The organism is Tessaracoccus palaemonis (assembly GCF_019316905.1).
Lineage (GTDB): Bacteria > Actinomycetota > Actinomycetes > Propionibacteriales > Propionibacteriaceae > Arachnia > Arachnia palaemonis.
Window position 1 is genome coordinate 397,407 of record NZ_CP079216.1, and the last position, 19,323, is coordinate 416,729.

Genomic DNA, 19,323 nt, shown 5'->3' on the forward strand with positions numbered 1-19,323 from the left:
CACCTGTTCCCCTTCGCTGCGCTCAGGGCGTTTCGACAGGCTCAACGACCCGGTTCCCTGAGCTTGTCCCCGGTTCCCTGAGCTTGTCCCCGGTTCCCTGAGCTTGTCGAAGGGCGCCGAGCGGAGCGAGGCGGAAAGGCCGGCTCAGTAGTCGCCGTCGTCGGTGGAGCCGTCGAGGACGGCGCGGGTGCCTGACAGCCCAAGGCGCGTGGCGCCGGCCTCGACCATCGCGTTGGCGGTGGCGTAGTCGCGGATGCCGCCGGAGGCCTTGACTCCGAGGCGGCCGCCTACGGTGGCCGCCATCAGCTCGACGGCGTGCACGGAGGCGCCGCCGGCGGGGTGGAAGCCCGTCGAGGTCTTGACGTAGTCGGCGCCGGCAGCCTCGGCGGCCCTGCAGGCGGCGACGATCTCGTCGTCGGTCAGGGCGGCGGACTCGATGATGACCTTCAGCAGGCCGGGGGTCGCCTGGCGGACGGCCGCGATCTCGGCCTCGACGAGGTCGGCGCGTCCCTCCTTGAGCAGGCCGATGTTGATGACCATGTCCACCTCGTCGGCGCCGAGCTTGGAGGACTCCGCGGCCTCGGCGGCCTTGGCGGCGGGGGTGTGGTTGCCGGAGGGGAAGCCGCACACGGTGGCGACCTTGACCTCGCCGAGTTCCTCGGTGATCGGCAGCATCGACGGCGACACGCAGATCGAGAAGGTGCCCAGCTCCCGGGCCTCGGCCACGAGCGCGGAGATCTGCGCGTGCGTCGCGTCGGTCTTCAGCAGCGTGTGGTCGACCATCGTGGCCAGGGCGGTGCGGGTGATCTCCATGCGGACTCCTCGTGAAGGGATGGTGACAGTCCCCCAAGGCTACCGCGGGGCCATCGCTCACTCCGGGTGAGCGTCTGCCGGCATTCTGAAAAGAGATTAGTGCGAGCGCTGGCCGAATCGAGATTGAGTGTCTAGGGTTCTACTCAGCCGGCGCAAGGGAGACCGGCTCGGACCGTGAGGAAACACGTGATGTCACCTGGACGAAGTAGAACAAGAAGCACCGTTGCCGTGACGGCGGCGGCCGCCCTGGCGCTGGGAGGTCTGGTCCTGCCGCCCCTCGCGGCGCAGGCGGACTATGAGTACACCCCGATCCCGCAGGAGGGCATGAGCGTCGTCGACGTGAACTCCGTCGAAACGTCCGGGGAAGGAACGAATGGAGCTGCCGAGCTCGTGCTCGACGGTGACAAGGACACCTACTGGCACACGCAGTGGAACGGGACTCTGGTCGAGCCCCCGCACCACCTGACGCTCAGGCTCGCGGACGAGGCCGTCAACCTCGGCCGCGTGACGCTGACGCCGCGGCAGTCGTCCAACGGGTCGGGTCGCGTGCATGAGTACGAGCTGTGGACCGCCAACGGCGACTGCACCACCGCGGAGTACTCCAAGGTTGCCGAGGGCGAGTTCTCGGGCGCCGTGACCGAGCTGGCCAAGGACCAGGTCATCACGCTCGACGAGGCCGTCGAGGCCACCTGCGCCAAGGTCGTCTACCTCAGCACGTGGGGCGGCGCCGCCGGCGCCGATCCCCAGTCCCCGGTGGAGAAGGTCGGCTCGTTGGCCGAGTTCAACGCCGACACCGCGGCGGGGGATCCGGCAACGCCGGAGCCCTCCGTCGAGCCGTCTGTCGAACCCTCGGAGGACCCGTCACCCGAGCCGTCCCCGACGCCCACCGCGGACCCCGAGGAGCTTGTCCCCGACGACGTCGAGGGCGCTCTGACCATCAGCGACGGAGACCTGACCGTCACGCTGCACCCCGACTTCCCGCAGGTCGTGTCCTACCAGCTGGGCGACAAGACCATGGTCGGCCGGGTCGGCGGAGCGCTGACCAGGATCCTGGTCAATGAGAAGACGCGCGACGTCACCGTCGGTGAGCCTGAGGCGACGGCGAAGAAGGTGACCTACCCGGTCTCCATCCCCGACCTCGGCGCGTCCTTCGATGCTGTGATCTCCGTGTCCGACGGCACCGTCCGCATCGAGCTGGCCAACCTCGTCGACCCCGACGGCGCGGTCTCGCGCGTCCGGATCCCGAACCTGGATCTCGTCACCGTCGGGTCCGCCGACGCGGCGGCCCAGCTCACCGCCGGCAGGATCACCGTCGACAGGGCCGCGGACGGCGACTCCTTCGAGAACCTCGCCACGACCGCTGCGGGTGACGTCAAGGGCTCCTGGATGGTGTTCGCGAACACCTCCGAGCTCGCGGCGGCATTCGATACCAACGCGATCGAGGACAGCACCGGCCCCTCCAGCACCAGCGGACGGGTGAGCGGCGACAACTCGCGCTACCAGCGCCAGATCCGCCTGTCGGATGACAAGACCACCAAGTTCGGCTCGGTCTGGGCCGGCACGTGGACGTGGGTGGGTACCGCCATCACGGAGCAGGCCGCGGCCGGCCGCGACACCATCGGCGCCGACGACAACCCGTACGTCGAGATCCGGCTGACGGGCGACGCGAACGCCGACGGCACCGTCGACTGGCAGGACGGGGCGATCGCCTCCCGGGACATCATCGAGTTCGGCAACGGCTCCGAGGATGTCGCCAACCAGGTGGTCTCCCGCATCCCGTTCAACATCGTCTCGCAGGCGACCCACCCGTTCCTGCGCACGCTCGATGACACCAAGCGCATCTCGCTGGCCACGGACAACCTGGGCCAGAAGGCGCTGCTGAAGGGCTACCAGGCCGAGGGCCACGACTCCGCCCACCCCGATTACGCCGACAACTACAACACGCGCGCCGGCGGGTTCGAGGACCTCGAGACGCTGACCAGGGAGTCGGTCGACTACAACACGTCCTACGGCGTGCACGTCAACGTCACCGAGTCCTACTCCGAGGCGAGTCATTTCTCGGAGGACCTGCTCTCGATGCCGCCGGGGAAGGCGTGGGGCTGGATGAACCAGTCGTACTACATCGACCAGGAGCGCGACCTCGCCACCGGAGCGATGCTCGAGCGCTTCCAGGAGTTCTACGACGAGAAGCCGGACAACCTCAACTGGATCTACCTCGACGTCTACTACCCGGATGGTTGGCAGGCGCAGCGGGTCGGCACTGAACTCGCGAAGCAGGGCTGGGTCATCGGCTCCGAGTGGTCCGACAAGCTCGAACTCGAGTCTGTCTGGTCGCACTGGTCGCAGGACGAGAACTACGGCGGCACCAACAACAAGGGCCTCCAGTCCGACGTGATCCGCTTCGTCTACAACTCCAAGCGCGACACCTGGAACCCCGATCCGATTCTGTCGAACTCCAACGTCAAGGAGTTCGAGGGCTGGGCCGGGCTCGTCGACTACAACAAGTTCATCGACAACATCTGGGAGCGGAACCTCCCCGTGAAGTTCCTCCAGCAGTCCGACATCATGAAGTGGACCGACGACACCATCACCTTCGCCAACGGAACCGTCGCGACCTCCAGGGTGAAGTCCATCAACGGCACCACCATCCCGACCGACCGCACCTTCACCTACGACGGCGCGGATGTCTATGACGACGGCGCCTACCTGCTGCCCTGGACCGACGGCGGCGACGCGCGGCTCTACCACTACAACATGGGCGGCGGCTCCACCACCTGGCAGCTGACGGACTCCTGGAAGAACCAGTCGAGCCTGACGCTCTACAAGCTGACCGACACGGGCCGCGTGCTCGTCGACACCGTCATCCCCGTTGACGGAAAGGTCACGATCGACGCCGAGGACGGGACTGCCTACGTGCTGTACCCGAGCTCGGATGTGCCCGCACCCGTCGACCCCGACTGGGGCCATGGGAGCCACATCTCCGACCCCGGGTTCTTCTCCGGCGGCCTCGACTCCTACGACACCACCGGTGACGTGAGCGTCGTGAAGACGGCACGTGGCAACTTCCAGGCCGAGCTCGGCGCGGGCGAGGCGTCCGTCAGCCAGCAGCTCGACCTGCCCGCCGGCACCTGGTCCGCGTGGGCCTGGGCCGAGATCGAGTCCGGCAGCACCCGCCAGCTGAGCGCCTCGGCGTCCGGCGACGGCGTCACCGCGGCCGGGTACACCGGCACGGTCGACGGAGCGGCGACCACGACCATCACCGCGTCGCCGGTCCTCAATGCCACGGCCTCCGATGAGAAGCGCGGGACCAACTTCCAGCGGCTCCGTGTCACGTTCACGAGCACGGGGAAGCCGGTGACCCTGAGCTTCGCCGCTGGCGACGGCGACGCCGTCGTGTCGCTCGACGACCTGCGGGTCGTCAGCTACACCCCTGCCACCGACCCCGACGGCACCGACTCGACGGTCTTCTACGAGGACTTCGAGAACATCGACACGGGCTACTTCCCGTTCGTGACCGGAGCGACCAACAAGGGCGGCGACGCCCGCACTCAGCTCGCGAAGCGGCACGAGCCGTACTCGCAGAAGGGCTGGTACGGCGTCGACACCGACGGCACCGTGAAGAAGGGCCTGAAGCTCAACGACAACGTGCTCGACGGCACCTGGTCGCTGATGGCCAACAACGAGAACACCGGCGAGATCCTCAAGACCGCGCCCGGCAACATCGGGTTCGAGGCGGGGCGTCGCTACCGCGTCTCGTTCGACTACCAGACCACCTACGCCGACCAGTTCGTCGTCAGGATCGGTCATGACATCGTCCGGGACGGGAAGACGACGACGGCGAACGCCGTCGCCGAGACACTCGGCCAGGAGCGGGACACCGCGACGTTCTCCGCCGAGTTCGACTCGGCAGCGTGCGGCGTGCCGTTCATCGCGATCGACAAGCTCTCGGGGGCGAACACGCAGCACAACCTGACCATCGACGACCTGCGCGTCGAGGACCTGGGTGAGGCGTCGTCGGCCGCGTGCCTGTCCGGCTCGATCACCGCACCCGCGGCGGGGCAGGCCGGGTCGGCGTTCAAGGTCGTGACGTCCGTGGCCGGCTACAACGACGGCATCACCGGCGTGACCCACGCGTTGGAGCTGCCCGACGGCTGGACCTCCGAGGTGTCCAAGGCCGGCGCGGCGGACCTCGCCTACGGCGAGACCTCCACGCAGACCTGGCTGGTCACGTCCTCGGACGACGCCGTAGGGGAGGAGCGGATCACCTTCCGCGGTTCGGCGACGCTCGACGGGAAGACCTCCACGCTGAGCAAGACGTCGACGATCAAGATGATCGCCCCCTTGCCGGACGGGGAGCTGTATCTCTCCGACATGCGGGACCGCATCGTCGGCACCCCCACCAACGGCTGGGGGCCGATGGAGTTCGATCAGTCGAACGGCGAGACGGCCTCCGGCGACGGAACCCCGATCATGGTCGACGGCGTGACCTACCCCAAGGGCCTCGGCACGCACGCGGCCTCGTCGGTCACCTTCTCTCTCAAGGGGGAGTGCTCGCTGTTCCAGTCCGTCATCGGCATCGACGACAGCCGGGGCGGGAACGGCTCGGTGATCTTCGTGGTCGCCGGCGACAGGAACGTGCTCTACAGCTCCGGTGCCATCACCGGCAGCACCAAGGGCCGCGAGGTCGAGCTCGACATCACCGGCGTCCAGGAACTGAGGCTGATCGTGGACCCGAACGGCCCCAACGGCAGCGACCACGGCAACTGGGCCGCCGCCCGCGTCACCTGTGGCGATGCCCCAGAGGTGGTCGTCAAGCCGGTCGTGGAGGCGCCCGAGACGGCCACGGTCGGTGAGACCGTGACGCTCGAGCTCAGCGGCTACGCCCCGAGCAGCACCCACGGCCCGGCCGAGGTCCTGCTCAACGGCTCGCCCGCGTCCGCCTCCCGCGCCGTCGGTGTGGAGATCGCTGGCGACGGCACCGGCACCGCTCAGGTGACGATGCCGGGCGAGCCGGGGACGGCCACCGTCGAGGTGCGCCAATCCGAGGCGGGGATCGACGCGGAGGCCTACCCGGCCGCTGCGGTGACGATCGACGTCCTCGCCGCGGTGGACCCGTCGCCGGAGCCTTCGGTGGAGCCGACGGAGGAGCCTTCGGTGGAGCCGACCGGCGAGCCGTCGGTGGAGCCGACCGGCGAGCCCAGTGCGGAGCCTTCGACCGAGCCGTCGGTTGAGCCGTCGGTTGAGCCGACCGGGGAGCCGACCACGGACCCGACTGGAACCCCGACCACGGAGCCGACCGGGGAGCCGACCACGGACCCGACTGGAACCCCGACCACGGAGCCGACCGGCCCCGCGACCACGGAGCCGACCGGCTCCCCGACCTCAGGTGCGACGCAGTCGCCCGAGCCCAGCGGACCCCCCACCGCCTCGGGTTCAGCGCAGGCGACTGACTCCCCGGATGATGACGGGGCCCGACCCGGACTGCCGAGCGCGGGTGCCGCGCTGGGCGCCGGGGTGGGTGCGATCGCGCTGATCGCCGCTGCGGTGGTCGGCATGGCGCTCCTGGAGCGTCGCCGCCACGGATGATCCGCCGCGCGGAGTAACCAGCTGGGCTGGTCGGGGAGCGATCCCCGGCCAGCCCGGCGCCATTTTCCTCCGCCCCTGACGTCACCCGCTGGCCCCGTCGTCGCCCTTCCCGCTGGCCCGTTGTTGCCCTTCCCGCTGGCCGCGTCGTCGCCCTTCCCGCTGGCCGCGTCGTCGCCCTTCCCGCTGGCCCCGACGCCACCCTTACTGACGGACGCCACCCTTTCCGACGGGCGCCGCTCCTACCGACGGGCCAACCCCCGGGTCCCCGTTCCTGCACAAGAATGCCTATTTCGGGTTTGCTGCAACATGGAAGCAGCTGCTCCGGGATGGGCATTCTTGTGCGCGGAGTTGAGCTGGGCTGGTGCTTCGACGGCTCGGCGGCCAGGTTCACTGAGGCGCACCGGTTCCCTGAGTCGCACCGGTTCCCTGAGTCGCACCGGTTCCCTGAGCTTGTCCAAGGGTGCTGACGGAGGCGCGCCAGCGCCGACGAAACGTCGGTGGCCGGGTGGGGTCCCTTCGCTGCGCTCAGGGCGTTTCGACAGGCTCAACGTTCCGTGGTTGGCGCCGACTGGCTCTCCATCTGGTTCCCTAGCCCATCCGGTTTCCCTTCCGGCATAACAATGCCTATTTCGGGCCAGCTGCACTATGAGTGCAGCTGCTCCGGAATAGGCATTGTTGTGCGCGGAGTTGAGCTGGGGTGGTGCTTCGACGGCTCGGCGGCCGGGTTCCCTGAGCCGCACCGGTTCCCTGAGCCGCACCGGTTCCCTGAGCTTGTCGAAGGGCGTTGACGGAGGCGCGCCAGCGCCGACGAAACGTCGGTGGCTGGGTGGGGTCCCTTCGCTGCGCTCAGGGCGTTTCGACAGGCTCAACGTTCCGTGGTTGGTCAAGTCCCGTGGTGTGGTGTCATTCCGTTGCTTCCTGTTGGTGGGTGATGGTCAGGCGGTGAGGTAGAGCTCGTGGTGGGCGGGTTCGGTGTGTTCGTGGAGGGTGTGGACGAGTTTGCGCATGGAGATGTCGGAGAAGTAGCGGCGTTCGCCGTAAGACCATTCCTCGTGCTGCTCCTGGAGGACGGCGCCGATGAGGCGGGTCACGGAGTCGCGGTCGGGGAAGATCTGGACGACGTCGGCGCGTCGTTTGATCTCCCGGTTGAGGCGCTCGATGGGGTTGTTCGACCAGACCTTTTGCCAGTGCTCGCGCGGCAGCGTCGCGAACCCGGTCAGGTCCGCTTCGGCGGCCTCGAGCATCGCGGTGACCTCGGGAAACGCGGAGCGGAGGCTGTCGGTGACGGCCTTGTATTGCGCGATCACGGTTTGGGTCGTGGTCTGCGCGAAGATCGTGGAGATCAGCGCGTTGACCGGTTTCGAGTGGGCCGATCCGAGGCGTTGAGTTACGTTGCGGGCGAAGTGGACCCGGCATCTCTGCCACCCCGCTCCGGGCAGGATCGCTTTCACTGCCGCTTTCAGTCCGGCGTGCGCGTCGCTGGTGACCAGGGTCACCCCGAGCGGGTCCGCATCGGTGGCGACCTTGAGGCCACGGTCGCGCAGCGAGCGGAGGAACTCGGTCCAGAAGTCGGTGGTCTCCGCGTCACCGAGCGCCATCCCGAGGATCTCGCGTCGGCCCTCACCAGAGACTCCGGTCGCGACGACCAGTGCTTGGGAGACGACCCGGCCGCGGTGGCGGACGTCGAGGTAGGTGGCGTCGAGGAACAGGTACGGGAACCAGGTGTGATCGAGTCTGCGGTGCAGGAACTCGTGGACTGCTTCGTCGATCTCGCCGCAGATCCGCGACACCGTCGAGCGGGAGATGCCGGTGTCGTTGCCGAGGGCCCGGATCAGGTGCTCGACCTTGCGGGTCGAGACCCCGTCGATCCAGGCCTGGCAGATCACCGCGTAGAGGGCCTTATCGACCCGCCGCCGCGGGTGCAACAGAGACGGGAAGAACGACCCTTCCCGCAGCTTCGGGATCTGCAGGTCGACCTCCCCGGCCGGGGTCGCGAGGACCTTCGGGCGCGTGCCGTTGCGGCGGGTGGTCCGTTCCGGGGTGCGCTCGTAACGGGCGGCGCCGATCTTCGCGGTCGCTTCCGCGTCGACAAGGTCTTGCAGGCCGGCCTGCAGCATCCGGCGGAACACGTCCTGATGCGCGAGGTCGGGATCGGCGAGAACTTCACCGATCAGGGTCGAAAGGGCAGACTGGTACTGGGTCATCGTGGGATCTCTGCTTTGCTTCTTGCCGGAAACAACTGGTCATCCCACGATGGCCCTTCAACGTCCACGACGACGAGAACCCCCACAGGATTGACACCACGCTATGGGACTCACCCCCGTGGTTGGCGCCGACTGGCTCTCCATCTGGTTCCCTAGCCCATCCGGCTTCCTTTCCGGCATAACAATGCCTATTTCGGGGTGGCTGCACTATGGGTACAGGTGCTTCGAAATAGGCATTGTTGTGCGCGGAGTGGAGCTGGGGTGGTGCTTTGACGGGCTCAAGTTCTGAGGTTGGGCGCCCGTCCTGTCGACGGAGCACCCGGCACTCTGAGCCCAGCCCCGGCTCTCCTTTCCGGCATAACAATGCGTATTTCGGGGTGGCTGCACTATGGGTACAGCTGCTCCGGAATAGGCATTGTTGTGCGCGGAGTGGAGCTGGGGTGGCGTTTCGACAGGCTCAACGACCCGTGGTCGGGCACCGACAGGCCGGTGCTGAGCCCGCCGAAGTGTTCGGCGGCCCCGTTCCCTGAGTTGCTCCGGTTCCCCTTTCCGGCACAACAATGCCTATTTCGGGTCAGCTGCAACATGGGAGCAGCAGCCCCGGTATAGGCATGTTTGTGCGCGGAATTGGGTCAGCGGGCGGCGACCGGCGGCTGCGTGGAGAGCGGGAGCTCGACGCGGAAGGTGGTCTCGCCCGGGGCGGAGGAGACGGTGGCGCTGCCACCGAATCCCTCGACCACGGCGCGGACGATCGCCAGGCCGAGGCCCGTCGAGTGCGCCGCCGAGTGGGCGCGGGCGTCGTCGGCGCGCGAGAAGCGCTCGAAGACGTGAGGCAGAGTCTCGGGTGGGATGCCGGGGCCGTCGTCGGAGACCTCGATCACGGCGCGACCCTCGCGCGTGCGCACGGAGGTGCGCACGGTCGTACCGGCGGGCGTGTGGGTGCGGGCGTTGGACAGCAGATTGACCATGACCTGATGAAGCTGATCGGCGTCGGCCATCACGGTGACCTCGGAATCCGGCAGCGCAAGCAGCCACGCGTGGTCGCGACTGGCGGCCTGCGAGTCGCTGACGGCGTTGAGGACGACCTCGACGGCGTCGACGGGGCGGGGCTCCACCTGCTTGTCCGAGTCGAGGCGGGCCAGCATCAGCAGGTCGCCGACCAGCTTGCTCATCCGCTTGGCCTCGGCGTCGATCCGGCCGAGCGCGAAGGCCGGATCCTGTCCCTCCGGGGCGCGCTGTGCCAACTCGGCGTAGCCGCGGATCGCCGCCAGCGGGTTGCGGAGCTCGTGTGAGGCATCGGCGACGAAGCGGCGGAGCTTGACCTCGGACGCCTCGCGCGCAGTCAGGGCGCTCTCCACGCGGTCGAGCATGTGGTTGAAGGCGGTGGCCAGCCGGGAGACCTCGTTCGTGTCCGGCTGCTGCGAGTCCTCGACTCGCGGCACGTCGACGGCGCCGCGCTCCAGTTCCAGCTGGCTGACCTCGGTGGCGGTGTTCGTCAGGGCAACCAACGGGCCGGTAGCGCGGCCGAGCACCTCCCGGGTGACCAGCGCGGTCGCGCCGATAGCGACGAGCGAGACGCTGCCGGCGAAGATGCCGAGCCACAGCAGCGACCGGTTGATCTCGGAGGTCGGCAGGCCGATGATGATGGTGCCGCCCTGCGAGGTCGCCCGCGACTCGACGCGGAACTCGCCGTAGCCGGTGAGCGTGAGGGTGTACTTCTCGCCGTCCGCCTTGACCTGCAGCAGTTCCTCCACAGCGGTGTCGGAAAGGGGCTGCACCGTGGTGGCCACCCCGGCGCTGGTGGCGTCGGCCAGACGGCCGGCCAGCGCGGTGCCGTTGCTCAGCTCGACGGCCATCACCGTGCCGACCCGAACGCCGGCCGCGTCGATGCCGGGCACGGAGTCACCGAATCCGGGGCGGTCGAAGCCGCGAGCCTGCCTGGCCTGGGTCGAGTCCAGCTCGGTGTCGAGCTGCGACATCAGGATCGCGTGGGCGCCGAACAGCGTCGTCAGGCACAGGAGCACCGCCATGACGGCGACGGTGACGACGAGCCGCGGCAGCAGCTGCGATGCGAGCGAACCGCGGCGCATGCTCACTGACCGGTGGCCGGGCGGAGCACATAGCCGGCCCCGCGCATGGTGTGGATCATGGGCTCCCTGCCCGCGTCGATCTTCTTACGCAGGTAGGAGATGTACAGCTCGACGACGTTGGCCTGCCCACCGAAGTCGTAGTTCCAGACCCGGTCGAGGATCTGCGCCTTCGACAGCACACGCTTCGGATTGCGCATCAGGAACCGCAGCAGCTCGAACTCCGTCGCGGTCAGGTGGATATGGTCCCCGGCCCTCGTGACCTCGTGGGAGTCCTCATCGAGGATCAGATCCCCGACGACGATCTGGGTGTCGGGGCGAACCGTCGTCGCGCCCGAGCGGCGGAGCAGGCCCCGCAGCCGAGCGATGACCTCCTCCAGCGAGAACGGCTTGGTGACGTAGTCGTCACCCCCCGCCGTGAGGCCGGCGATCCGGTCGCTGACGCCGTCCTTCGCCGTGAGGAAGATCACCGGAACGTCCGGTTGCTCGGTGCGCACGCGGCGCATCACCTCGAGCCCGTCGAAATCGGGCAGCATCATGTCGAGCACGAGCGCATCGGGCTGGACCTCGCGCGCCGCCTTGACGGCGTCAGTGCCGGAGCTGGCCGTGTGGACGTCCCAGCCCTCGTATCGCATGGCCATGGCGAGGAGCTCGATGAGGCTCGGCTCGTCATCGACCGCGAGGATGCGGATGGGGGTCCCGTCGGGGCGGCTGAGGGGTTCTGTCATGGCCATGAGGCCCACCTTTTCATCTCAGCGTGTTCACAGGCTATGCCCAACCTGTGTCTTACCTGTCAGATACTCAGGTGGCCGGTTCGGACTCGATGAGGGGCTCCGGGTCTCCGGCCGGCCGGATGAACAGATTGTCCAGGCCGGCGCGTCCCGAGCCATGCGCCAGAAGCACAAGGCCCATCGCCGCCTGCATCGCGTTGTACTCCCAACCCCCCTCCGTGAGGTAGAAGCCCGCGTGCTCGCGGACCGTGAGGATCACGGTGACGTTGAGCACGACCATGCCCAGCCCGATGAGCGGCGTCGCCAACCCGAAGACCAGGAGGACGCCGCCGATCAGCTCGAAGGCGATGGTCGTGACGACCAGTCCCTGTGCGGCAGGGAGTCCCGCGTCGGCCAGGATGGTGACCTGCGCCTCGAGTCCGGACACCTGCCAGCGGTGCCAGCCGTGCGCCACGAGCGTGAGCCCTGCGACGATGCGTGCCACGAGCAGCGCGATGTCGCGAACGACCCTGAGGAAGGTCTGCATCCTGGTTACTCCTTCGGTGGCGTCACTTCCTCGCCCTGGAACAGCTTGCCTGACGAGTGCGTGCCGAGCTTCTCGAGGGCCAACCTACCGACCATCATCTGGTTTGTGACCGCGAGCTGTGATCTTCCGTTACTGACGAAGGTGATGAACCAGGACAGCAGCGTTGTGATGCGCTGCTTGAAGCCGGCGATGTAGAGCAGGTGCAGGAAGAGCCAGGCGGCCCAGGCGATGAAGCCCGTGAGCTTGAACCGCCCCACCAGCGCGACGGCGTCGAACTTGGCGATGGTCGCCATGGAGCCCTTGTCCTTGTATGTGAAGGGTCCCGGGTCGGCGGTGTGGTGGAGGCGGGAGATCAGCACCTTCGCGGCGTAGCGCGCGCTCTGGATGGCGCCCTGCGCCACTCCGGGGACGCCGGGTATCGCGGCCATATCGCCGAGTACGAACACCTCGGGGTGGCCGGGGATGTTCAGGTCCTTGCCGACCACGACGCGGCCGGCGCGGTCCAACTCGGCGCCGGACTGCTCGGCGATCGTCTTGCCGAGCTCGGAGCCCTGCACGCCGGCCGCCCACACCTTGCACGCCGACTCGATGTGTTCGACGCTGCCGTCGGCCCTGCGAACGGTGAGCCCCTCGTTGTCGAGGTCCGTGACGATGCTTTCGAGCTGCACCTCGACGCCGAGCTTCTCCAGCACCTTCTGCGTCTTGGCGCCGAGCTCCGGACCGAACGGCGGAAGGACCTGCTTCGCCCCGTCGAGCAGGATGACCCGCGCCGAAGCCGGATCGTAGGAGCGGAAGCTCTCGCGCAGCGTCGAGCTCGCCAGCTCCCGGATCTGGCCTGCCATCTCCACGCCGGTCGGGCCTGCGCCGACGACGACGAAGGTGAGCAGGCGGCGGCGTTCCTCCTCCGAGGCGAACTCGGCGAGCTCGAAGGACTGCAGGATGCGGGAACGCAGCTCCAGCGCGTCGTCGATGGTCTTCATGCCGGGGGCGAAGGTGGCGAAGTGGTCGTTGCCGAAGTAGGACTGGCCGGCTCCCGCCGCGACGATGAGGGAGTCGTAGCTCGTCTCCTGGAAGTCGTTGTGGAAACGCCACTTCACGACCTTGTTCGCCAGGTCGATGTCGTCGACGAGGCCGAGCAGGACCCGGGCGTTCTTCTGGTGGCGGAGGATCTCGCGGGTGGGCGGGGCGATGTCGCCAGCCGACAGCATGCCGGTGGCCACCTGGTAGAGCAGCGGCTGGAAGAGATGGCTGGTCGTCCGTGCGATCAGAGTCACATCGACGTCCGCGCGCTTCAGTGCCTTGGCGGCGAAGAGCCCTCCGAACCCGGATCCGATGATTACCACGTGATGCCTGGGCATGCAGCTCCTTCGAGCAGATAGGGGATTTCGCCAGGACAGCGTAACCTAATCCCCCCGCCAGCCCTGCATGGAGTCCGGCAGACGCCGGGACGTTACGGTAGCGTCAGGCGGCGCACGTCGCCTGGAACGAGTCGGGAGTGGGAACAGGTGCCGTTGAGCTGGCTGAGAAGCGCGCCCGAGGAACAGCCCGTGCGACCGTGGTGGTGGGTGTTCGCCGGCCTGATGGGCGTCCTGGTCGTGATGGGGGCCGTCAACGCGGATCTCCACGGGCTCCTGGAGCACCGCGCGTCCTGGTGGCGTCCGCTGGTCACGTTCCCGGCGCACGCGGTCATCCTGCTCGCCTGGTGGCAGCTCGGCCCCCGGTGGAAGCGCCCGCTGCTGACGGCGGCACTCTGGTCCCTGCCGATGATCTTCTCCTTCCCCCTTCACTCACGCGACGTGTACGCCTACGGGGCGACCGGTTGGCAGGTGGACAACGGCTTCGACCCCTACGTCACGACTCTGGGCGCCGCCGGGCAGCCGGGGCTGCTGGTCGGCATCCACTGGTTCGACACGACCTCGGTGTACCCGTCGCTGCAGCTCGACATCTTCGGGCTCCTGTCCCGGCTCGCCGGCGCCGACCTGTACTGGACGACGGTGGCCATGCGCCTCCCGGCCGTGCTGGCTCTCGTGATCCTGGCCTTCGTGCTGCCCGCGCTCGCCCGACGGTTCGGCGTCGATCCCCGCCTCGCGCTCTGGGCCGGGCTCCTGAACCCCGTGATCCTCGTCCAGTGGGTAGGTGGCGTGCACAACGACGCGCTGATGGTCGCGCTGGCGGCCGCCGCGGTGCTCGCCGTGTGCGACCTCGGGTGGCGGGGCTGGCGCGGGCTGGTCGTCGGCGGCCTGCTGCTCGGGCTGGCGATGGGCATCAAACAGTCCGCGGCCCTCTTCGGGCTGGGTCTGGTCGCCGTCGCCTGGCAGCTGCGACGCCGCGACGGGGACGGCTGGGGCAGGCTCGCCGCCACCGCGGTCGTCCCCGGGGCCATCACGGTGGCCGCCTTCCTCGCCTCGTCGGTCAGCTTCGGCCTCGGGTGGCGCAACCCGACGGCCGGCAACCCGATCGAGGCGACGAGCAACGCCCCGCTCAGTTGGGTCGCGTCGTTCTTCCGCTACCACGAGCTGCTGCCGGTCGCCACCGCGAACCAGCTCGTCAGCCTCGCGTCCAGTGTCCTGATCGCCATCGGCATCGTGGTCGTGTGGGTGCTGCTCGGCCCGCGCGGTGACACGGTCGCCAGGCCGTGGCCGTTCCTCGTCGCGGTGCTCGTGGTCGCCTGCGTGTGCGGCCCGGCGCTGCAGCCCTGGTACGTGACGTGGTTCATCCCCTTCTTCGTGCTGTGCCGACTCGGGGCGCGCTGGAACCGGTTGTGGCTGCTCGGCGTGCTCGCCGCCGGGCTGCTGCCGCCGCTGCAGGACCTCATCTCCCCGTACGTGGCGATGGCGATCCTCGCTGTCCCGCTGTTCCTGATGCTGCGCTCCTGGAGCAGGACCGGCTACTCACCCCTGCCCGTCGCCTGAGACCGGTGTCCTATCGCCCCGCGACCACGGTGTGATGCCCCGCCCTGCGTCGCGCTCTAGGGTTCCCCGCATGGGATCGGAGCAGTGGGCCGTCGAGGCGACAGGCCTCGTGAAGCGGTACGGCGGTCGCGCCGTGCTCGATGGGCTGAGCCTGCGGGTGCCGCGCGGCGGCGTGCACGGCCTGCTCGGCCCCAATGGTTCCGGCAAGACCACCACCATCCGCATCCTGCTCGGGCTCGCCCGCGCGACGCAGGGTCACGCGACGATCCTCGGGCACGACGTGCCCCGCGACCTGCCACACGTCATCGGCCGCGTCGGCGCAATCGTCGAGTCGCCCAAGTTCGCACCCCGCATGACCGGCCGCCAGAACCTCGATGTCCTTGCCGTGTCGATCGGACAGCCCCGTCGCCGGGTCATGGAGGTGCTGCTGGAGGTCAGCCTCGTCGCTGACGCCGACCGTCGCTTCGGCACCTACTCGCTCGGCATGAAGCAGCGCCTCGCCATCGCAGCGACGCTGCTCAAGAGCCCGGAACTGCTGATCTTCGACGAGCCGACGAACGGCCTCGACCCCGTCGGCATCCACGAGATCCGCTCCACGATGCGGGGTCTGGCCGACGCCGGGCGGACGGTGCTGGTCAGCTCGCACATCCTGAGCGAGGTGGAGCAGATCGCCGACTCGATGTCGATCATCGCCCGCGGTCGACTCGTCGCCGAGGGGTCCATGGACGACTTCCTCCGCAGCGGCACGCCTCACGTCCGCGTCGTCGTCGATGACCACGTGCGCGCGGCGGAGGTGCTGCGCTCCGCGGGCTGGCGGGTCGAGTCCCAGGATGCGGGCCTGCGCATCACCTCTCGCGACGGGCGCGAGCCGGATCCCGCCTGCGTCGCGCGGGCTCTCGGCGCCGCGGACCTGTGGCCCCGTGAGCTGAGGGCGGACCGGCACAGCCTCGAGCAGGTGTTCCTCGAACTGACCGCGGACACGAACCTGCCGGGCGGGGAGGCTGCCTGATGTTCGTTGATCTGCTCAGGGCCGAGGTCGTCAGGCTCCGCTACCGCCGCCGCGCCACCTGGAGCGTGCTGCTCATGGTGCTGATCGGGGTGCTGCTGCCGACGCAGTGGATGCCCAACGCGCAGCCGCTGACGACCGCGGAGATCGCGGAGGCGAGGGCCTGGCTGCAGTCGGACATCGCAGCCGGCTACTGCGCCGACGGTTGCACGCTCGACCAGTATCTCCGCACCGTCCTCGACTTCGAGGACGTGGCGCGGAGCGTCGCGGAGAGCGGACTGTTCGTCGCTTTCGTCGTCTTCTTCATCGTGGTCACCTACGTCGGCTCGGACTTCGCCTCCGGGGCGCTCGCGACCCAGCTGACCTTCACTCCGAGGCGAAACGCGGTGCTGGCCGCCCGCGCCTGCGGCGGGGCGCTGCTCGGCGGCGCGCTGATGGGTGTCGCGACCGTCACCAGCAGCTCCGTGTCCATCGTCTGGTACCTGGCCCTGCACGGGTTCGGGTCGGTCGGCGCCGGCGAAGGGCTGCTGGCGGCGCTGTGGTCCGCGATGCTGTACGGGATTCTGCTCGGGGCCGTGGGCGCGCTGCTGGTGTTCTGCCTGGGCGGATCCGTGCTGGCGGGCGGACTGGCCCTCCTCACGCTGGTCGCCCAGGTCATCATCGAGGGATTCAGCCCGACCACACCGGCCTGGTGGGTCTACCACGTGACGCCCGTCTGGCAGGGACAGGCGCTCCTGACCGGGTCTGCCATGTACACGGCCGAGTACACGCGATCGGCCATCACGCGGCCGGAGGCGATCGGCTACCACCTCGTCTTGATCGCGCTGCTCGCGACGGCCGCGCTGGTCTCCTTCAACCGTCGCGACGTGCGGGGCTGACCGCCGCCACGGCGACGGCGCGGGCACCGGGAGGCCGGCGGATAGACTGCCCGCCATGCGCTACGTCTCGACCCGCTCCGACGCGCCCTCCCGCCCGTTCAGCGACATCCTGCTCGCCGGCCTCGCGCCCGACGGGGGTCTGTACCTGCCCGAGGAGTACCCGCAGGTCGACGCCGAGACCCTGGCGCGCTGGCGGTCCGTGCTCCGTGACGAGGGTTACGCGGCGCTGGCCTTCGAGGTCGTATCCCTGTTCGTCGACGACATCCCCGCCGACGATCTGCGCGGCATCACGGCCCGCGCGTACGATCCGGCGAAGTTCCTCGACCCGGCGATCGTGCCGGTGACGCAGCTGAGCGACGGGATGTGGCTCGCGCACCTGAGCAACGGGCCGTCCGCGGCGTTCAAGGACATGGCGATGCAGCTGCTCGGCGAGCTGTTCCCCTACGAGCTGGCCCGCCGCGGCGAGACCATCACGATCCTCGGCGCCACCTCCGGTGACACGGGAAGCTCGGCCGAGTACGCGCTGCGCGGCAAGGCGGGGGTGAGGGTGTTCATGCTGTCCCCGGCCGGACGCATGTCGCCGTTCCAGCAGGCCCAGATGTTCTCGATCGACGACCCGGCCATCGTGAACCTCGCCGTCGAGGGCGTCTTCGACGACTGCCAGGACCTCGTCAAGGAGATCAACGCCGACGCGGTCTTCAAGCTGAAGCACCGCATCGGCGCCGTGAACTCCATCAACTGGGCCAGGCTGATGGCGCAGGTCGTCTACTACTTCGCCGCCTGGCTGCAGGTCAGCGACGGGGGACCGGTCAGCTTCTGCGTGCCCTCGGGCAACTTCGGCAACATCGCCGCGGGCCACATCGCCCGCGAGATGGGGCTGCCCATCGACAGGCTGATCCTCGCCACCAACGAGAACAACGTCCTCGAGGAGTTCTTCCGCACGGGCGTCTACCGGGTGCGCGGTTCGGCGGAGACCCTCGCGACCAGCTCCCCGTCGATGGACATCTCCAAGGCCTCGAACTTCGAGCGCTTCATCTTCGACCTGCTGGGTCGCGACGCGGACCGTGTCCGTGAGTTGTTCTCGCTGGAGCTGCCAGCCAGCGGCTGCTTCGACCTGTCCGCCACGCCGGAGTTCGCGGCCCAGGCCGAGAGGTTCGGCTTCGTTGCCGGGGCCTCCTCCCACGCGGACCGGCTGGCGGAGATCCGCCGCGTGCGCGGCGCCGACGGGTACACCGTCGACCCTCATACCGCTGACGGCGTGCACGTCGCGCGGGGGCTGGCCGGGGCGTCACCCGTGGTCGTGCTGGAGACGGCACTGCCCGTGAAGTTCGCCGAGACGATCGTCGAGGCGCTCGGGTCTCAACCCGAGCGCCCGGCGCGCTTCGACGGCATCGAGGACCTCCCTCGCCACGTCACGCAGATCCCCGCCGATGCGGACGCGGTGCGGGCCGCGATCGAGGCCGCCGGCTGACCCGGCCCGCTGGGGCTTGTCAGCGCCCCCTCGGCTGCGGAAGGATCGACAGCAGTCGGACCCCACAGGAGGAATCATGCGCCGTGCCACGATGATCGGCTCTGTCACGGTCGGCGCCTCGCTGCTGCTGGCCGGCGCTCCGCTGGCCGCGAGCGCCGCCGACACGACCCTCTACTCGCCCGATTCCCTGGCGATCGTGGGCCTGCCGTACTCGGTCAGCGGCCTCGACTGCGTGTCGGAGGGCAGCGGCCCCGCATCGGTGTTCGTCTCCTTCAACGGCACGATGATGTCGCCGACGCTGGAGGACGACGGATCCTGGCAGATCGACTACATCCCCACCGCCGCCGACGTCGACACCCTGACCGTCAGCGCCACCTGCGACACGTACACCTCATCGTGGCCCTACGACGGCTACGACGTGGAGGTTCTCGCTGCGCCGGAGACCCCGACGGGCAGCATCACGGATGTGGCAGTGGACGGCTGCACCCTCCGGGCGAGCGTGACGACCGGCGGGCGCGGCAACGCGTTCTCCGCCCAGGTGGCCCCAGCGGCGGGGCAGGCCTGGGAGTGGGCGTACTACGAGCCTGACACCAACGACATCGCCTACGACCTCACGCTCCCCGCTGGCCTCCTCAACCCGGTGGAGCTCAGCCTGACCGGAGCGCCGGCCAGCGGCGGCGACCCGACCCCGCTCGACTCCGTGACCTACGAGGTGCCCGCGGACGTGGCCGACGCGTGCGCGGCCGCGGTGCCTGTCTCGCTCGAACTCCTCGACTACGACGGCTCAGTCGCTGGCGGCGAGACCATGCTCGTGCGCGGCGAGGGCTACCTGTCTCCCGAGCCGGTCGCCGAGCCGGTGCGCCTCACCCTGACCGGTCCGTCGGGCACCACAGTGACGCTCGCGACCCTGCCGATCGGCTCCAAGGGCCGGGCGCAGGCCGACGGCGCGTTCCGCGGTACCATCACCATCCCCGTCGGCACCGCGCCTGGCAACTACACGCTGACCTCGACCGGCACCGTCAGCGGCCGCTCCGCCGAGCAGCAGGTCACGGTCGTCGCGGCCGGCGGCACCGCCCGCCCCGGCCTCCCCGCAGCGGGCGACTGACCGC

Annotated in this window: 11 protein-coding genes and 3 pseudogenes; 8 read left to right on the forward strand and 6 right to left on the reverse strand. The window is 69.0% G+C overall.

Annotated elements, in window-relative coordinates:
• Positions 1 to 144: 144 nt before the first annotated feature.
• Entirely contained in the window at positions 145 to 813 is a 669-nt protein-coding gene (gene deoC / locus KDB89_RS01660; RefSeq protein ID WP_219082902.1) for a deoxyribose-phosphate aldolase, read from the reverse strand.
• Between the two features lie 324 nt (positions 814 to 1,137).
• Here deoC and KDB89_RS14785 point away from each other — a divergent pair.
• From KDB89_RS14785 to KDB89_RS14795, 3 pseudogenes are all read left to right on the forward strand, one after another.
• Positions 1,138 to 1,515, forward strand: a pseudogene (locus KDB89_RS14785) (discoidin domain-containing protein); the annotation flags it as partial.
• 51 nt (positions 1,516 to 1,566) lie between these two features.
• A pseudogene (locus KDB89_RS14790) lies at positions 1,567 to 3,666 on the forward strand (endo-alpha-N-acetylgalactosaminidase family protein); the annotation flags it as partial.
• Between the two features lie 561 nt (positions 3,667 to 4,227).
• Positions 4,228 to 6,399 (forward strand): annotated as a pseudogene (locus KDB89_RS14795) (NPCBM/NEW2 domain-containing protein); the annotation flags it as partial.
• A gap of 935 nt (positions 6,400 to 7,334) precedes the next feature.
• Here the strand turns inward: KDB89_RS14795 and KDB89_RS01670 are convergent.
• The 5 genes from KDB89_RS01670 to KDB89_RS01690 form a co-directional block, all read right to left on the reverse strand.
• A complete protein-coding gene (locus KDB89_RS01670; RefSeq protein ID WP_219080107.1) occupies positions 7,335 to 8,603 on the reverse strand; it encodes an IS256 family transposase in 1,269 nt (422 codons plus the stop codon).
• Positions 8,604 to 9,235: 632 nt separating this feature from the next.
• Positions 9,236 to 10,693: a sensor histidine kinase gene (locus tag KDB89_RS01675; RefSeq protein WP_219082906.1), complete on the reverse strand. Its 1,458-nt coding sequence runs from the start codon at positions 10,691 to 10,693 to the stop codon at positions 9,236 to 9,238.
• 2 nt (positions 10,694 to 10,695) lie between these two features.
• Positions 10,696 to 11,424, reverse strand: coding sequence for a response regulator transcription factor (locus KDB89_RS01680; protein ID WP_219082908.1), 729 nt, complete (start codon positions 11,422 to 11,424; stop codon positions 10,696 to 10,698).
• A 67-nt stretch (positions 11,425 to 11,491) separates the two neighbouring features.
• The gene (locus KDB89_RS01685) at positions 11,492 to 11,947 is read right to left on the reverse strand and encodes a DoxX family protein (RefSeq protein WP_219082910.1); all 456 of its coding nucleotides are present in this window, start codon (positions 11,945 to 11,947) and stop codon (positions 11,492 to 11,494) included.
• Positions 11,948 to 11,952: 5 nt separating this feature from the next.
• Complete coding sequence (locus KDB89_RS01690; protein WP_219082912.1) at positions 11,953 to 13,305, reverse strand: NAD(P)/FAD-dependent oxidoreductase; 1,353 nt, start codon at positions 13,303 to 13,305, stop codon at positions 11,953 to 11,955.
• A gap of 189 nt (positions 13,306 to 13,494) precedes the next feature.
• Here KDB89_RS01690 and mptB point away from each other — a divergent pair, with 189 nt between their 5' ends.
• The 5 genes from mptB to KDB89_RS01715 all read left to right on the forward strand — a co-directional run bounded on the left by mptB (position 13,495) and on the right by KDB89_RS01715 (position 19,319).
• Positions 13,495 to 14,859 carry a polyprenol phosphomannose-dependent alpha 1,6 mannosyltransferase MptB gene (gene mptB, locus KDB89_RS01695; protein WP_219082914.1) on the forward strand — a complete coding sequence of 455 codons (1,365 nt, stop codon included), beginning with the start codon at positions 13,495 to 13,497 and terminating at the stop codon, positions 14,857 to 14,859.
• Positions 14,860 to 14,929: 70 nt separating this feature from the next.
• On the forward strand, positions 14,930 to 15,868 hold the full coding sequence (locus KDB89_RS01700) for an ABC transporter ATP-binding protein (protein WP_219082916.1): 939 nt from the start codon (positions 14,930 to 14,932) through the stop codon (positions 15,866 to 15,868).
• On the forward strand, positions 15,868 to 16,743 hold the full coding sequence (locus tag KDB89_RS01705) for an ABC transporter permease subunit (protein WP_219082918.1): 876 nt from the start codon (positions 15,868 to 15,870) through the stop codon (positions 16,741 to 16,743). Before KDB89_RS01700 ends, KDB89_RS01705 begins: the two co-directional genes overlap by 1 nt.
• Positions 16,744 to 16,798: 55 nt before the next feature.
• On the forward strand, positions 16,799 to 18,214 hold the full coding sequence (gene thrC, locus KDB89_RS01710) for a threonine synthase (protein WP_219082920.1): 1,416 nt from the start codon (positions 16,799 to 16,801) through the stop codon (positions 18,212 to 18,214).
• Positions 18,215 to 18,290: 76 nt separating this feature from the next.
• A complete protein-coding gene (locus KDB89_RS01715) occupies positions 18,291 to 19,319 on the forward strand; it encodes a hypothetical protein (RefSeq protein WP_219082922.1) in 1,029 nt (342 codons plus the stop codon).
• Positions 19,320 to 19,323: the final 4 nt, after the last annotated feature.

Bases quoted from the DNA above. Each gene is read 5' to 3' on its own strand.
- thrC (WP_219082920.1), top strand. From the start codon at position 16,799: ATGCGCTACGTCTCGACCCGCTCCGACGCGCCCTCCCGCCCGTTCAGC.
- KDB89_RS01670 (WP_219080107.1), bottom strand. From the start codon at position 8,603: ATGACCCAGTACCAGTCTGCCCTTTCGACCCTGATCGGTGAAGTTCTC.
- deoC (WP_219082902.1), bottom strand. From the start codon at position 813: ATGGAGATCACCCGCACCGCCCTGGCCACGATGGTCGACCACACGCTG.
- KDB89_RS01675 (WP_219082906.1), bottom strand. From the start codon at position 10,693: ATGCGCCGCGGTTCGCTCGCATCGCAGCTGCTGCCGCGGCTCGTCGTC.
- KDB89_RS01685 (WP_219082910.1), bottom strand. From the start codon at position 11,947: ATGCAGACCTTCCTCAGGGTCGTTCGCGACATCGCGCTGCTCGTGGCA.
- KDB89_RS01715 (WP_219082922.1), top strand. From the start codon at position 18,291: ATGCGCCGTGCCACGATGATCGGCTCTGTCACGGTCGGCGCCTCGCTG.
- KDB89_RS01690 (WP_219082912.1), bottom strand. From the start codon at position 13,305: ATGCCCAGGCATCACGTGGTAATCATCGGATCCGGGTTCGGAGGGCTC.
- KDB89_RS01680 (WP_219082908.1), bottom strand. From the start codon at position 11,424: ATGGCCATGACAGAACCCCTCAGCCGCCCCGACGGGACCCCCATCCGC.
- KDB89_RS01705 (WP_219082918.1), top strand. From the start codon at position 15,868: ATGTTCGTTGATCTGCTCAGGGCCGAGGTCGTCAGGCTCCGCTACCGC.
- KDB89_RS01700 (WP_219082916.1), top strand. From the start codon at position 14,930: ATGGGATCGGAGCAGTGGGCCGTCGAGGCGACAGGCCTCGTGAAGCGG.